This window comes from Formosa sp. A9 (assembly GCF_051200825.1).
Lineage (GTDB): Bacteria > Bacteroidota > Bacteroidia > Flavobacteriales > Flavobacteriaceae > Formosa.
In genome coordinates this window covers 1,610,612-1,624,769 of record NZ_CP195158.1, presented here as the reverse complement: position 1 = coordinate 1,624,769, position 14,158 = coordinate 1,610,612, and the positions used below count along the sequence as shown (strand labels likewise).

Here is a 14,158-nt window from a genome sequence, read left to right as displayed (position 1 = left end):
TTAAATGTGTATTACCGAATTTACAGATGTTTTCAAGACTCGATATGTGGCTTCTAAACTATAATTTAGTTCAACCTTTAATCTCGAATTGCTAGCCATATTTTGTAATACGCCCTTAGTGGTAAACACTTCAAGTACTGCAGCTGCATAGCTTTCTGGTGTAGCCAAAACACCATCAACACCATGCGTAATAACATCAGCTGGTCCACCAGGACAATCCATGCCTGCAACAGGCGTGCCACAAGCCATAGCTTCTATCATTACCATTCCAAATGTTTCTTTATCGCTTGGTAATAAAAACATATCGGCTTCTTGAAAATATTTTGGAAGTTCATGATGCTCTTTATGTCCTAAAAAACACACTTGTGTTTCTAATTGATACTTAACAGCTAACGCTTTTAATTCTGTTAAATATTGCTCGGAAGTGGTTGGTCCTATTATGTTTAAAACGGCATCCTTAAACCCAGCATCAACCAAAACTTTTAACGTTTCAATGGCTAAATGTACCCGTTTCCATGCTATAATTCGACCTACATATAGCAAGCTTATTTTGTTTGAATTCTGTTTTTTACTAGCTGGCTTAAATACAGAGCAATCTACCCCTAAAGGAAATACGCGAATATCTAAACCTTTAAACAATTCTAAACGCTGCATGCTCTCCTTTTGCATGTGTGTATGCACCAAAATATGATGCGCCTGCTTATAATACGCTCTGTTAATAGGAGTATCGCTATAATGCTGCCCGCCTAACATGGCAATATAATGTTTATTTTGTGCTAATATAATTTTAGATAGTTGGTAAGAAAACGGATTGGAATGCCCAGACATATTTATAATAGTAACTTCGGGTGCTTGCTTTTTATAAGCTCTTAAACACGCTGTAGAATGTTGTTTTTTCCATTTTTTATGGTCGCCATTTAAAGTAAACTTTACAGGATAAAATTGCCATGTTAACGAATTATTTCCTTTAGTATACCCCATTAATTTAGACGTAAAATACTCCATACGCCCAACTATAGACTCTTTTGCCACCAACTGCTGCATAGCTTTTACATGTGGCTGACTATGGTACTTTGGTACACTACGCTCTACAACGCCAGCTGCTTGCGGCGTAAATGGATGTAAAATAGTTACTGATTTCATATTATAATTTAGTCAATAATAAATCTCTACAATTTAATTGTTCTTCTTTAACTTTTTGCATTTTTAAATGCAATTCATTTTGAATATTGTCTAAATTCTGATAGTTATATTGTAATTCTTGATAAATTTGAGATACATTCAATTGATCAACTCGGCTTGAATAAGAAGTCATATCAATTGTTTTTAAAAATTCTTTAGTCTTTAATTCATATTCTAACGCATAAAAAGGTGTACAAACCACACTTGAAAAAATTATAGAATGCAACCTTTGTCCAATTAAATAATCCAATGAGCGTAAAAAGTCACATGATGCTTTTAAATCTTTATAATTTTTATAACTTTTTATAGATTTAAATTTACTTAGACCAATATCATATAACATATAATTTAGATCGCTTTTTGTAGTTGGATATAAATAAATTTGCCAATTATCTTCTAATAGTTTCTCTACTATTGCCAAGGCAAAAGATTTTATAGTTTCTTTGTTTCCTCCATAAATTCGATCTCCTATATTTGCGAAATTAAGACCGATTTTTTTTTCTTTCTTCTTAAAAACAAACTTTTCACTTGTAAATGAAATAACTGGATCATGAAAAATATGCACGGGATTTCTCACTCCCCAAGATTCTAATTCTAATTTTGAATATGGCCCCCTAACCGATACAAATTTAGAAAGATTTAAAAACGATGTCCATGCTTTAATATCTGTAGGAAAACCAATCTCGTTTGCGAATTCAGGGTTTGCAACTCCCGGCCCTAGAACTAACACTTCGGCATTTGGCCATTGTTTTTGCATTTGTTTCATTAATCTCAAATAGCTTTCATTTTCTCCTTTTCTAATAATTGTACCACCTCCTAATACGATATAGTTTGGACTCTTAAAAATTAAAGATTTTCTAAAAAAACGCCCTGAAGATGGCTTTTTATATGATATAGGATAAAAATGTATTTTTTTACTTAATAATTTTCTTATTCCAAACAATATTGCTTCATCTCCAATATTACCCATAGCTGTACACCCAACATATATAGCTTTCTTTTTATTAGTAAATAAATAATTTAAATTCTGTGGAAAAAACTTTAATTCAGCTATAACTTCTTTTTTCCAATAATTTAATCTATTCATAACCTAGCTTTTTCTTTAATTTTTTTATTCTTTGCTTGCGTCTTAAAATAACATAAAACCCATTAAAGACATTCTTAACCTTATTTATTAACTGTTGCCACAGGCTATGGGCTTGGTAATGCATGCCTGAATACGAAATATAAAATGTAGTTTGTGGGTCTGTGTACTGCACTTCGCTATACCGCATGGTGCGTTTCCAGTTTATAAAATGCAAATACATTACTTCTGTATTTGTTTTAGTATTAACTACTTTACCGTCTTGCCATTGCCAACGGTCTAGATAATACTCTTGATGCGAATCACGACCACGCTCTTGATTACATAATATATTAGGCCAATATACTTCTTTTTGTGCTTGCGATTTTAAATATTTCGTAAGCACATGTTCGTCTGTCCATTTAAACTCTGGCACACTATACAAAGCCTTTATGTTGGGCAATTGTTTATATAGGGTATTAATGCTGGGTGTATTTTTAAACAACGTAAAATGCCCAGAAATGGCGTGCTTTCTACTAGATATAATATCGTATTGGTTTAAAAGGTCTCCTGTAATAAACTTGCGAATGTCGCCCCAAATAATATCCATATCGCAAATACCCCAAAAATCAAAATCTACTAATTGTGCTTTAAAAATGTCGCCATAAGCAGGTTTTAAGTCACAAAATTTTCTGGGGCTTAAAGGCACTTCTACCCCAACAATCTTGTTAACCTGTTGATTTAAATGGGCTAATGTAACGGGTAGAAACCTAATATTTGATGGATAATCTACAGGAATGTCGCAATCTGTTGGGCATAACCAATGGATACTGGGGTTAGCGGCACAGGACTTTAAATAAGCACCGAACCATAATGGCCATTTACCAAAATAAGGAATGATTAAGATTATGGAGGTCATTTATCGTTACGTTTCATTATATCAAACCCTTTTTTAAACAATAGATTATACAAAAAGTAAAAGGTAAATTCTAAAAAACTTAAATTAAATCCCTTTCTATAAAAATTATAATTCTCAAGAATACGCATTACCTTATCTTTTTTCATTAGGCTTTTATACATTTTTCTAATCGATCTGTAACATTCATCTTCCACCTCCTTGTTCCCTTTATAATACTTCAAATTGCGCCTAACCATTAATAATTGTGTATTAGACTCTAAAGCAACCCCTTTTGCAGCCTTTGAAGAGATACTATCAACACTGTTCATACGATAATAATATAGTTTCGCATCAATCAAACAATATTTCAACTTATTGCGGAACAACCGAAGAAAAAAGTCATAATCCTGACTTCTTACCAGAGTTTCATCAAATTTTACTTTAGAAAGACTTTTTTTCCTAATTAAAGGATCTGCCGTTACAATTGCGTTTCTTGACAATACAAAGTCTACATCAAAATTAGACGAAACAAAACACTTCTTAGAATCCACTTTATTAGTTAATTCATCTTTCGTTCTAGCATGTTGCGAAATAATTATATCACAAGATTCTTTTAAAACATAATAAACTTTTGTTTCTAATGCTTCCAAGTCAAACACATCATCTGAATCTAAAAAATTCACAAATTCTCCATTACTTTTTTCTAACCCATAATTTCTTGCCGCATTGCCACCTGGCAAGCGGTCTGCTGGACGGTGGTGGTATTGGAAACGGTCGTCTTTAGCGCAATAGGTTGCCATAAGCTGGTCTGTATTATCGGTACTGCCATCGTCTACCACAATACATTCCCAATTGGTATAGGTTTGCGCTAAAACAGAGTCTAAAGTCTCCCTAATAAGATGGGCACGGTTGTAGGTAGGGATAATTATGGACACCAAGGGTGCTTTGGTCATGTATTTGTTGGTTTAAATAGCTAGGGGCTAAGATAGTGAAATTGTTGGTAGTTGATAGTTATTAGTTGTTGGATTTTGGTTGTTGTTTTGTCTTTCAGAGCGGAGCATGCGGAGCGAAGAATCTTTAATTCTTAGTTAGAAGGTTGGAATGTAAGTTTAGAACATTAGTTCGTAGTTGATGGTTTTATCATTGACTACGTCGAATCTTGCTGTTTCAAAACAACCAACACCTCACTGTAATAGATGCTTCGGTCATCCCTCCCCCTGCATGACAAACGCAATGTCATTCAGAGCAGAGTATAAGGAGCGAAGAATCTTTTGTTCTTAGTTCGAAGGTTAGAATTTGAATTTGAATTTTAGCTTATTAAGCTTAACATTTAATTATTAGTGTTCGTAATTCGTAACTCTAAAAACGAAATGGTGAATCGGTGAATCAGTTCTTAGTCTGTAGTTGGTAGTCTTGTCATTCAGAGCGGAGTATGCGGAGCGAAGAATCTTTTCTAGTAACCTTCAAAATCAATAAATAAGATTCCTCCTAACGTCGGAATGACAAACTAAAAACTATCAACCAAAAAACAGTCAGGTACTGCATAATACCCACTATGTCATTCAGAGCGAAGTATGCGGAGCGATGAATCTTTCTATACAAAAATGTCATTATCGAATGTAAGCTTCATTAATATAGATGCTTTGATATGTAACCGCGCTTTATCGCATTCTAAATTTTATTACAATAACAAGCGACCCTATTTTGTTTACTTAAGTTCTTAAGGTTATCTCTCAAGCCTCCTTATAGTTTAAGTACATCCGCTCCAAGCCTTTAATTTCTTCATTAAAACTAAATTGATTACGAACACCTTCATTATATGCCATAAGTGTCTCTGTATCTAATTTTAAAACATCAAGAATAGCCGTATCCAATGTTTCTGGTGTATTAACATCAAAATAAACACCGTTAATTTGGTCTGCAATTACTTCTTCCATCCCATTTCCTTTCGAAATCACACAGGGTACATTATTATTTACTAAATCTAACAAACCATTAGACAATGCCTCGTAAAGCGATGGTTGTACGGCTAAATGATATGTTTTATAGTTTTGAGTTAATAATTCTGAATCGACATGCCCCTTAAGATTGACTTGCCCTTCTAGTCCTAATTGTTGTATTCTAAATAACAAAAATTCTCTTAAATACCCTTCCCCATATATATCTACATTAAAAGTATATCCTTTCTGCTTTAACCTGTACACACTATCTAAAAGATAAAACTGCCCCTTTTCCCAGGCTAAACGTCCAACACAAATAATTTTTATAGGGGTATTGGTATTTAATTTCAAAGCAGGCCGGTTAAGTGGTGTTTTACCAATCCCCCTGTACACCACATCTATAGGTAAAGTAACCCCTGCCTGAATAGTAACAACTTTTAAATATTCACTAATAACATGCACGCGGTCTATATATTTTAATTTTTCAAAAAGCAGAGCCTGTTCTTGTGGTTCTAACGGATTGGTTACGATATCTTTTCCTCTGAATGACACGATAACGGGAATCTTTTTAGAATACAAAAACTTTAAAATAGACACATTAAAAGCTTGTAAATGATGAAGATGAATAACGCTTGGCTCGTGTTGTACAAAAAACTTCCACTTCAAAAAAAACTTAATCCTTTTTTTAAATGAAAAACCAGAGGTACTCGCTATTAATGCTTTATTAAAAAAACAATGTAAAACATACCGCGCATCTAAAAAGTGTTTAACACGTAGTTTTGAAGACATAGAATACACCGCAATAGTTTTTGATGACTGATAAATATTATCGCAAACCACGGCATGTTTTAATGTACTTAACGTATTTAAAGTATTTAACAAGTGTGTTGTATAAGGTTGATTCTGATCTCCAAAACTTCTTAACACATGTACTACATCCATTGTATATTATATTATTACTACTATACCTAGTATTGAAAACTCAAGTTCTAAATATAAATATCTGAATTTAATTTTCTGGAATATTAATATCCCCTAAAAGCATTTTTTTATGCTAAATTAGGTAATGCCTGTTAGTCTTTTATAATATTGGCTTCCTTTATTTGTGAAAAAGTAAATACAATAAACCCCTAACAGTTTAAATTGAGTGATATAATTAAATCCTTTAACCTCCGATTTTAGCAGAAGTAAATACCTATAAAATAAACGTGTTTTCTTAAATTTAAAAACGTTATACAACACTCGTAAATAAAAACGCACAAGATCTTGCTTGACTTCAGTGGGGCAGTCACTTGGCAAATCTCTTAATACAGCTAATTTCACGTTTAAACTATCGGCTATCTTTTTATCATCTGTTCCACTAAAAAAACTACCTGTAATAGAATAATCATGCGCCCTTATTTTTATAAGAGGTATATTGTTAAAGGTAACATCTTTGTAATTGTTTTTAAACACTCTTTGAATAAAATCGTATTCTTGCGATTTTTTCAAGTCTTCATTTAATTTAAATCCAGAAACTACAGATCTATGCCACAAGGTTGTTTGTAAATTAACTTTTATATAAGCGCTAATAAAATCGTAATAAGCATTATCCCTTAAAATATTAGGCTTATCTTGTTTTTGAATAACATTAAAATTAGCATTATAAACCGTATATAAACACACCGAAATCTTTTGTTTTGATTTTAACACATGCTCCAATTGTAATTTCAGAACATTTTCACACATTACATCATCACTATCAAACCACTGTACGTATTCTCCTTTACTTACTTCAAACCCATAATTACGGGCGGCATTCCCGCCTGGCATACGCTCTTTTGGCCTGTGGTAATATTGAAACCGAGCATCTTTAGTACAATAAGCGGCCATAACCTCGGCCGTATTATCGTTACTGCCATCGTCTACTACAATGCATTCCCAATTTGTATAGGTTTGCGCCAAAACAGAGTCTAAAGTTTCGCCAATTAAATGCGCCCGATTATACGTAGGGATAATAATAGACACCAAAGGTGTATTGGTCATACTTGTTATGGTTTATAGCTTGGTCTAAGATAGTAAAATTGTTGTTAGTAGGTAGTTATTAGTTATTAGTTGTTAGTTGTTAGTTGCTAGTTGATGGTTGTTGTTCTGTCATTCAGAGCGGAGCATGCGGAGCGAAGAATCTTTTTCTGTAACTTATATTCTTTTGGTAATTTGTCATTGCGAATAGCGTGAAGCAATCTTTTTTATTAGTGATTCGTGAGCAGTTGGTAGTTCTTAGTTGGTAGTTGTTAGTTTTTTAGACAGTAGTCGTTAGTTAATAGTAAATCGGCAATATAGTTGTTGGACTTTGTCATTCAGAAGGAGGAACGACTGAAGAATCTTTTAACATTAGTTCGATTGTTAAAATTTGGAGCTTGACTCTTGATTCTTAAAAATCATAATTCTAAAATCGTGATTCGTAACTCTAAAATCCTACATCAAAAAAAACACACTCTAGGTGGCTGAGTGATTTTAAGTAGCGTAGCGCAATAAAATCGTTTCGAAACCACCGGTAGTAAAAGACGCTTCACCCGACGAAGAAAAGTAGTTTTTGGAAGAAAAATCGGAAGATGACTCATAATAATACTAAGAATTTAAAACAGCACTATTAATCATATTAAAAACCTCCTCGAACGGTAAATCCTGATAATCACAAAACTCCTTAATCGTAACAGATTGATGTTTTTCCTTATCATGGACATCTTTTATAATACGTAACAATTCCGACGCCTTACTAGGGCTACATCCTAATATGGCTTGCACATCTGGCGAATAAATAACAAGTCGATACATTTTAAAATTATATTTTGGGGCCTCTGCCTCACGAGAGGGATTACACTTCTTCTAAATTTCATAATATGCATAGTCACAAGTATTTAAATTGGTTATTAATTTATTATATTATTATTTACTGATATAAATATAAAGTGAAAGCATAAACCACGCAACAACCACCACATAATAGTTTTCAACAATTTTACCAAATTTTTAACATTATATTCGATGAAATACACCTTTAAAACCACCAAACAAACACCAAACACCTTGTAAACGCTAGCTTAACAAGACATTTCCCACAGCACAACACGCTATTAACAATGCCACAAATTTGTTAATAACTACAGTTAATTATCAAAAAACATGTGACCATTACGAATAAAAAAGATAAAAAAACTCCTTCCACGACGAACATAAGTGATGCTTAGCAGAATAATCCGAGGGTTAACCCCATAGCAACTCCACTCCTAGTTAAGGGATACGTAATACATACTTAAGGTCTAAAGTAATTTTCCGAAATATCCAACTGTGCCATATGTGCCATATTTGCCACACCTGCCACACCTGCCACAAATAGTAAATTAATTTTTTTCTTACAAATTAGCCCGTACTGCCAAAATCAAAAACAAACTAAAAACCAACGCCTTACCTTTATCGTGTTCTGTAACAATATCGCCTATAATAATGAGGTCCGGAACTCAGAATTTAAGCGATACCAATACAGACAAAATAATTTGTTCAACTCGATTGATTGAGTATTTAATCTTCTAAAAAAAACAAAAAAAAGACAAAAATACTTCATTCAAGCAACTCTAAAATGCGTTGCTGATATGCCCCAAATCAATCATAATACTATTTTAAGATGGCCAAAGTAAACAGCCTAATTAAAATTGAAGGCACCCTGGATGGGTTAACCTTCTACAAAGGTAAAGACGGTTACCTGGTACGTACCAAAGGTGGCGTAAGCAAAAACCGTATTGAAAACGACCCTGCATTTGCAAGAACACGCGAAAACGGATTGGAATTCGGGCACTGTGCCACCATGGGTAAATGGCTTAGACAAGCCCTAACCACCCTGGTAAGCGACGCCAAAGACCGATCTATGGTATCACGACTCTCGCAAACCTTAAGCAAGGTTAAAAACACCGACCTAACCTCGGCAAGAGGTTACCGTTTAGTCCCTATCGGACTAGAATCGGATGAAGGCAAAGCCCTGTTAAAGGCATTCGACTTTAACAGTAATGCCATACTAACAAGTGTATTATTACAAGATTTGGCACTAAACACGACTACTGGCGAAATCAGTATCGACAATCTCGTACCAAGTCAGCATATTAGCGTACCTAGTGGCGCCACACATGTTAGTTTTACCGCGGCTGTATTAAACCTAAATTTGAATACTAACGAAAAAGACTTGCAAGTAAGTCCTATTGTTAATATTCCTATTAATAATACAGTAACCTCTGTAAACACAATACCAGCAGCCATGCCAACAGGCGACGGTAATGTGTTTTACCTATTTAAAATCTCGTTTTTTCAAGAAATCAATACGGTACAGTACCCACTTAACAATGGCGCTTTTAACGTATTGCATATTGTAGAGATTCTCTAAATAGACCTGTACTTAACCATAAAATCCCCGTGCCCCAACGGGGATTTTTTTTACATCTCAACAACTGGAGATAGTAATAGAGATGCTTGAATTACATTTTAACTGAATTATAAATTCTGGTAACCAAGAGATAATCATGACTAATTTTACAAATAGACCTTAAATTTAACACCCAACTAAAACAAAAAAAAGACTCCCCTCTTTTTAAAAGAGGGGAATGAATTGACAAAGTCAAGAAAGGGGAGTTTAGGAATCCCCCAAAAAAGAGGAGAATGAATTTGCGAAGTAAAGACCTAGACAGAACATAGTCGAAGTGAAGGGAAACTAAGCAAACTTCCCCTTACTAACTTACTTTATAAGGTGGTAACAAATCGATACCCTTTAGAAGCTATAACCCTAAGCGTTTTGGCCCCCTTGTAATCTTTATAAACAATATCAATAGCTTCAGACTTAAAGTAAGCCTCTACATCTTCAAAAGTATCCTGCTCTCCCTGCCTATTAAAATCATCTAGTAAAATAATAAAATCATCTGTAGGTTTCAACAACGAAATAACATACATCAAATCGTAACGCGAATATCGTTTACTTCCATTTGGCCCATCTATAACATACAAATTAAACGAAGACTTAACAACATTTTGCAACCCCGCATAATGATTACATTCAAATCCTTTAACATCTCTAAACTCCGAAGGACAAAATGAAATTTTAGTGTTCTCATGTAACCTAAATTGTGTATTGAATGCCGTTAACCAATCCTGATTTTCTTCAATAATTTGATGCTTTGTATTTGGCAAATAATGAGTTATATAAGTAGAAATAAATTTGCTCGATTCCCCCAACCCAAACTCTAATATAGTTTCTGGTTTATAATCTTTTAAAATGCGATGCAAAACATAAAAAAAAGCATAGCCCCCTGCCCAACGCCCAATATTTAGTGGAAGTTGTTCTAAATAACTTATACTTCTAATACTATCATGGTAAACATGGGCCCATTCTAATTCCTTCAATTGTGAAGATAACTCTGTACGCGTTCGTTTATGCGCAACACGATTCTCATGAATCAAGGTTTTTAGTATTTTAAACATCTATATAATTAACTTTAAAATCGATTAACATTTTACTTTGATTAACAGGAACAAGTTTACCAGCGCCATAATAATCGCCTTCTACAACTTCAAATGAAAAGGCATTTTGAATCCAATCTGAAACCGTATTTTCAGCCTTTACGTAAAGTGTACAATGATATATTCCTTTATTTAAATTTAATTTATCGATTTGAAATTGTAGAACTTGTAATGGAGCCTCAGCATGATTAGCATGTAACAAAGACGTACTCAACCAAGCAATTCGCTGTCCTACACTATCGTCTATCCTAACATCAAATTGAACGTGCTTAGCAGAGAGACCTTTTCCATTATCTAAATCAAAACTCATCGTAAAAGGTTGCCCTGATTGCGGTTTTTGTTGCGGATTTAAACCAAATACATTCACTGCCTCTACTTTTACGACACCATTACCCTTTCTGTTTTTAATATCTCTAAGAGCTAAGCGATCACTTTTAGCATTCAAATAAAAATCAATCGCCTCATCCACTCCACCATTAAACACCGTTTGTCCATGCTCCAATACAATAGCTCGTGTACACAAATTTTTAACCGCTGCCATATTATGACTCACAAACAACACCGTCCTACCATCACTTTTACTAATATCCTGCATCTTCCCGATGGCTTTCTTCTGGAATTCGGCATCACCTACAGCTAGCACCTCGTCTATCACCAAAATATCGGGTTCTAAAAAGGCAGCTACAGCAAAGGCCAATCGCACGCGCATCCCACTACTATAGCGTTTTACAGGGGTGTCTACATAACGGGCACAACCAGAAAATTCTATTATTTCGGCTTCTTTGGCTTGGATTTCTTTTTTGGTCATCCCCAAAATAGCACCATTCAAATAAATGTTTTCGCGCCCGGTAAGCTCGGGGTGAAACCCGGTACCGACTTCTAACAAACTGGCAATTCGGCCGCGGGTTTTAATTTCGCCCGTCGTCGGACTCGTTACCCGCGATAGTATTTTTAATAAAGTACTTTTACCAGCTCCATTTTTACCAATAATACCCAACACCTCGCCTTGTTGCACTTCAAAATTTATATCCCTGAGCGCCCAGGCATAATCGCTCGCACCTTTGGTATCGCGCTTATTCACTTCACCTATTTTTAAATACGGGTCGTCTTTACCACGCACTTTATGCCACCAACGGTTAAGATCGTGACTTACAGTGCCTGTACCTATGGTGCCTAGGCGGTATTGTTTAGAGATATTTGTGGCTTGGAGGATGATCATTTGTTCGGTTATCGGTTGTCGGTTGTCGGTTGTCGGTTGTCAGTTATCAGTTATCGGTTGTTGGTTGATTTTATGTTTTCCAATTACTTTCAACATAATTAATAAACTTAAAAAGTTTTGCGCCTAACGCATCATATTTTTCTAAAATGAATGCTACTTCAATTTCTGGGTATAGCCCTTGAATCATTTCTAATTGGGAAACACATTCCAATAAAGAAGCATGAGCGTACACAAGGTGTTTTATAAAATCTTGTTTATATCGTTTTCTACCATAACCTTCAACTATATTATCTTTAATACTTTTAGAAGACCGTCTTACTTGACTACCTTGCTCGTAAACTTCAAATTTAGGCAGTAACAAAGTTATTTGATGAACCTCTAACGCATATTCGAATGCTAAATTATAGATGTCTAAATCCTTATAAGACTTCATATTATATTCAAACTTACTATTTAACTAATTTTTATAAGTTATAAAATCATTTTTTTACCCAACAACAGACAACTGATAACCGACAACAGATAACTGCCTCCATCACACCACATCTACAAAACTCTTCTCGGTCTTATTAAATACCACTAAGCCCAACAAAAACACCACCACACTAATAGCCAAGGTACTTAAAAAGCCTATCCACGAAAAGCTACCACTATGTAACAACATAAAACGAAAGCCTTCCACAATTTGGGTAATCGGGTTATAGATAACGCATTGGGCAACCATTGGCGGAAACTTAGCTTGGGCTTCTGCCACCGGATAAGGTACTGCCGACACGTACATGAGCAACTGCACCCCAAAACCTATCAGCACAGTTAAATCGCGGTATTTGGTGGTTAACGACGACAAAATCATGCCTAGGCCAAGGCCTAATAAAGCCATCATAAACACATACACAGGAAACAAAGGCAGATATGCCCAATGGATCGCGATACTGGTGCCTGTAAACGAATAATACATAAAGAAGCCTAAAAATATGGCCAGCTGAATACCAAACTTTAATAAGTTGGAGATGGTAACACTCATAGGCATGATAACCCGCGGGAAGTACACCTTACCAAAGATATTCTGATTTTTCACAAAGGTATCCGATGTCCCTGTAAGGCATTCCTTAAAATAATTCCAAGCCGTAATCCCTGCTAAATTAAACAGGAATGGCGGCACCCCACCAGTTTGAATATTTCCTAAATTATTGAATACCAAAGTAAATATCACCGAGGTAAACAACGGCTGAATAAGATACCACAACGGTCCTAAAATGGTTTGCTTATATACCGTTACAATATCGCGTTTTACAAAGAGTAACAACAAATCGCGGTAGCGCCAAATTTCTTTAAAATTGAAATCTAAAACCTTATGTTTTGATGATATGGTATACAGCCAAGGGGCTTCGGAAGACTTTGAGGTTGACAATAGCACTGGTTTTTATAGCTGCTAATATAATAAAATTAGTTTTTACCAAACTGATCTATTAATACGATTAATTTTAGTAAATACTAGTTTCTATATTTACGATTTTAGAGTTACGATTTACGATAACAAAATCCAAATTCTAATAACTGATAACTGACAACCATCAACTAACAACAGACAACAGACAACAGACAACCAATTTACGATTTTAGAGTTAAGAGTTACGGTAACAAAATCCAAATTCTAATAACTGATAACTGACAACCATCAACTAACAACCAACAACCAATTTTGTCATGCTGAAGGAGGTACGACTGAAGCATCTATTAATATAGAGTATTGGTTGAAGAGATTCTTCACTTCGCAAGCTACGCTCTGAATGACAGCTAATTTCTAATTTTCGAATTCAGATTTACGATTTACGATTTACGATTACAAAACCCAAATTCCAACAACTGACAACTGACAACTGACAACTGACAACCAACAACTACCAACTAAAAAACCCGATGCCATATTAAACAACACCGGATTTTAAAACTTAAACTTAATGCGCGTCCTGGACTTCTTTATCGCGGTAACGGCAACAACCGTGTAAACTGTTATAAGCCTCGTCTGTGGCTTGAGCATCTACAAGATCATGGCCAGCGTCTAATACCGCTTGCTTAATGGTCTCCAAATCGGTTTTCTTTTCGTTGTACACCAATGCAAGCTGGTGCGATTGCACATCCCAATTAGCGGCTTTCACGCCTTTGGTTGTAAGGCAAGCTTTTTCAATACGGGCTTCGCACATCTCGCAAACGCCATTAACCTCTATTGTGGCCTTAGCCGTTTTATTTTGCGCCAATGTTACCGCACTTGTTAATAAAAAAACTATGGCTAAAATGTTTTTCATATGTTTAAA

General features: G+C 34.8%; 13 protein-coding genes. 1 reads left to right on the top strand and 12 read right to left on the bottom strand.

Annotation, left to right across the window (positions count from 1 at the left end; genetic code table 11):
• The 7 genes from ACR9EA_RS07355 to ACR9EA_RS07325 all read right to left on the bottom strand — a co-directional run bounded on the left by ACR9EA_RS07355 (nucleotide 1) and on the right by ACR9EA_RS07325 (nucleotide 7,900).
• Entirely contained in the window at nucleotides 1–1,143 is a 1,143-nt protein-coding gene (locus ACR9EA_RS07355; protein WP_435139221.1) for a glycosyltransferase family 4 protein, read from the bottom strand.
• A gap of 1 nt (nucleotide 1,144) precedes the next feature.
• Nucleotides 1,145–2,269 carry a polysaccharide pyruvyl transferase family protein gene (locus tag ACR9EA_RS07350; protein ID WP_435139219.1) on the bottom strand — a complete coding sequence of 375 codons (1,125 nt, stop codon included), beginning with the start codon at nucleotides 2,267–2,269 and terminating at the stop codon, nucleotides 1,145–1,147.
• Entirely contained in the window at nucleotides 2,262–3,164 is a 903-nt protein-coding gene (locus ACR9EA_RS07345) for a DUF6625 family protein (RefSeq protein WP_435139217.1), read from the bottom strand. Before ACR9EA_RS07345 ends, ACR9EA_RS07350 begins: the two co-directional genes overlap by 8 nt.
• On the bottom strand, nucleotides 3,161–4,096 hold the full coding sequence (locus ACR9EA_RS07340; RefSeq protein ID WP_435139215.1) for a glycosyltransferase family 2 protein: 936 nt from the start codon (nucleotides 4,094–4,096) through the stop codon (nucleotides 3,161–3,163). The genes ACR9EA_RS07345 and ACR9EA_RS07340 overlap by 4 nt, the downstream gene beginning before the upstream one ends.
• Before the next feature lie 780 nt (nucleotides 4,097–4,876).
• A complete protein-coding gene (locus ACR9EA_RS07335) occupies nucleotides 4,877–6,025 on the bottom strand; it encodes a glycosyltransferase family 4 protein (protein ID WP_435139213.1) in 1,149 nt (382 codons plus the stop codon).
• Between the two features lie 117 nt (nucleotides 6,026–6,142).
• Entirely contained in the window at nucleotides 6,143–7,108 is a 966-nt protein-coding gene (locus tag ACR9EA_RS07330; protein ID WP_435139211.1) for a glycosyltransferase family 2 protein, read from the bottom strand.
• 585 nt (nucleotides 7,109–7,693) lie between these two features.
• A complete protein-coding gene (locus ACR9EA_RS07325; protein WP_435139209.1) occupies nucleotides 7,694–7,900 on the bottom strand; it encodes a hypothetical protein in 207 nt (68 codons plus the stop codon).
• Nucleotides 7,901–8,747: 847 nt separating this feature from the next.
• Here ACR9EA_RS07325 and ACR9EA_RS07320 point away from each other — a divergent pair.
• Complete coding sequence (locus ACR9EA_RS07320; protein WP_435139207.1) at nucleotides 8,748–9,497, top strand: hypothetical protein; 750 nt, start codon at nucleotides 8,748–8,750, stop codon at nucleotides 9,495–9,497.
• 353 nt (nucleotides 9,498–9,850) lie between these two features.
• On the opposite strand, the gene ACR9EA_RS07315 is transcribed toward ACR9EA_RS07320, so the two are convergent.
• From ACR9EA_RS07315 to ACR9EA_RS07295, 5 genes are all read right to left on the bottom strand, one after another.
• Nucleotides 9,851–10,585, bottom strand: a complete 735-nt coding sequence (locus tag ACR9EA_RS07315) for a hypothetical protein (RefSeq protein ID WP_435139205.1) — start codon at nucleotides 10,583–10,585, stop codon at nucleotides 9,851–9,853.
• Complete coding sequence (locus ACR9EA_RS07310; protein WP_435139203.1) at nucleotides 10,578–11,843, bottom strand: ABC transporter ATP-binding protein; 1,266 nt, start codon at nucleotides 11,841–11,843, stop codon at nucleotides 10,578–10,580. The genes ACR9EA_RS07315 and ACR9EA_RS07310 overlap by 8 nt, the downstream gene beginning before the upstream one ends.
• Nucleotides 11,844–11,913: 70 nt before the next feature.
• The gene (locus ACR9EA_RS07305) at nucleotides 11,914–12,276 is read right to left on the bottom strand and encodes a four helix bundle protein (RefSeq protein ID WP_435139201.1); all 363 of its coding nucleotides are present in this window, start codon (nucleotides 12,274–12,276) and stop codon (nucleotides 11,914–11,916) included.
• 102 nt (nucleotides 12,277–12,378) lie between these two features.
• Nucleotides 12,379–13,254 carry an ABC transporter permease gene (locus ACR9EA_RS07300; protein WP_435139199.1) on the bottom strand — a complete coding sequence of 292 codons (876 nt, stop codon included), beginning with the start codon at nucleotides 13,252–13,254 and terminating at the stop codon, nucleotides 12,379–12,381.
• A 547-nt stretch (nucleotides 13,255–13,801) separates the two neighbouring features.
• On the bottom strand, nucleotides 13,802–14,149 hold the full coding sequence (locus ACR9EA_RS07295; RefSeq protein WP_435139197.1) for a heavy-metal-associated domain-containing protein: 348 nt from the start codon (nucleotides 14,147–14,149) through the stop codon (nucleotides 13,802–13,804).
• Between the last annotated feature and the right edge of the window lie 9 nt (nucleotides 14,150–14,158).

What these genes read in the sequence shown, in the direction of transcription:
- ACR9EA_RS07355 (WP_435139221.1), bottom strand. Translation starts at nt 1,143, where the DNA reads ATGAAATCAGTAACTATTTTACATCCATTTACGCCGCAAGCAGCTGGC.
- ACR9EA_RS07350 (WP_435139219.1), bottom strand. Translation starts at nt 2,269, where the DNA reads ATGAATAGATTAAATTATTGGAAAAAAGAAGTTATAGCTGAATTAAAG.
- ACR9EA_RS07345 (WP_435139217.1), bottom strand. Translation starts at nt 3,164, where the DNA reads ATGACCTCCATAATCTTAATCATTCCTTATTTTGGTAAATGGCCATTA.
- ACR9EA_RS07340 (WP_435139215.1), bottom strand. Translation starts at nt 4,096, where the DNA reads ATGACCAAAGCACCCTTGGTGTCCATAATTATCCCTACCTACAACCGT.
- ACR9EA_RS07335 (WP_435139213.1), bottom strand. Translation starts at nt 6,025, where the DNA reads ATGGATGTAGTACATGTGTTAAGAAGTTTTGGAGATCAGAATCAACCT.
- ACR9EA_RS07330 (WP_435139211.1), bottom strand. Translation starts at nt 7,108, where the DNA reads ATGACCAATACACCTTTGGTGTCTATTATTATCCCTACGTATAATCGG.
- ACR9EA_RS07325 (WP_435139209.1), bottom strand. Translation starts at nt 7,900, where the DNA reads ATGTATCGACTTGTTATTTATTCGCCAGATGTGCAAGCCATATTAGGA.
- ACR9EA_RS07320 (WP_435139207.1), top strand. Translation starts at nt 8,748, where the DNA reads ATGGCCAAAGTAAACAGCCTAATTAAAATTGAAGGCACCCTGGATGGG.
- ACR9EA_RS07315 (WP_435139205.1), bottom strand. Translation starts at nt 10,585, where the DNA reads ATGTTTAAAATACTAAAAACCTTGATTCATGAGAATCGTGTTGCGCAT.
- ACR9EA_RS07310 (WP_435139203.1), bottom strand. Translation starts at nt 11,843, where the DNA reads ATGATCATCCTCCAAGCCACAAATATCTCTAAACAATACCGCCTAGGC.
- ACR9EA_RS07305 (WP_435139201.1), bottom strand. Translation starts at nt 12,276, where the DNA reads ATGAAGTCTTATAAGGATTTAGACATCTATAATTTAGCATTCGAATAT.
- ACR9EA_RS07295 (WP_435139197.1), bottom strand. Translation starts at nt 14,149, where the DNA reads ATGAAAAACATTTTAGCCATAGTTTTTTTATTAACAAGTGCGGTAACA.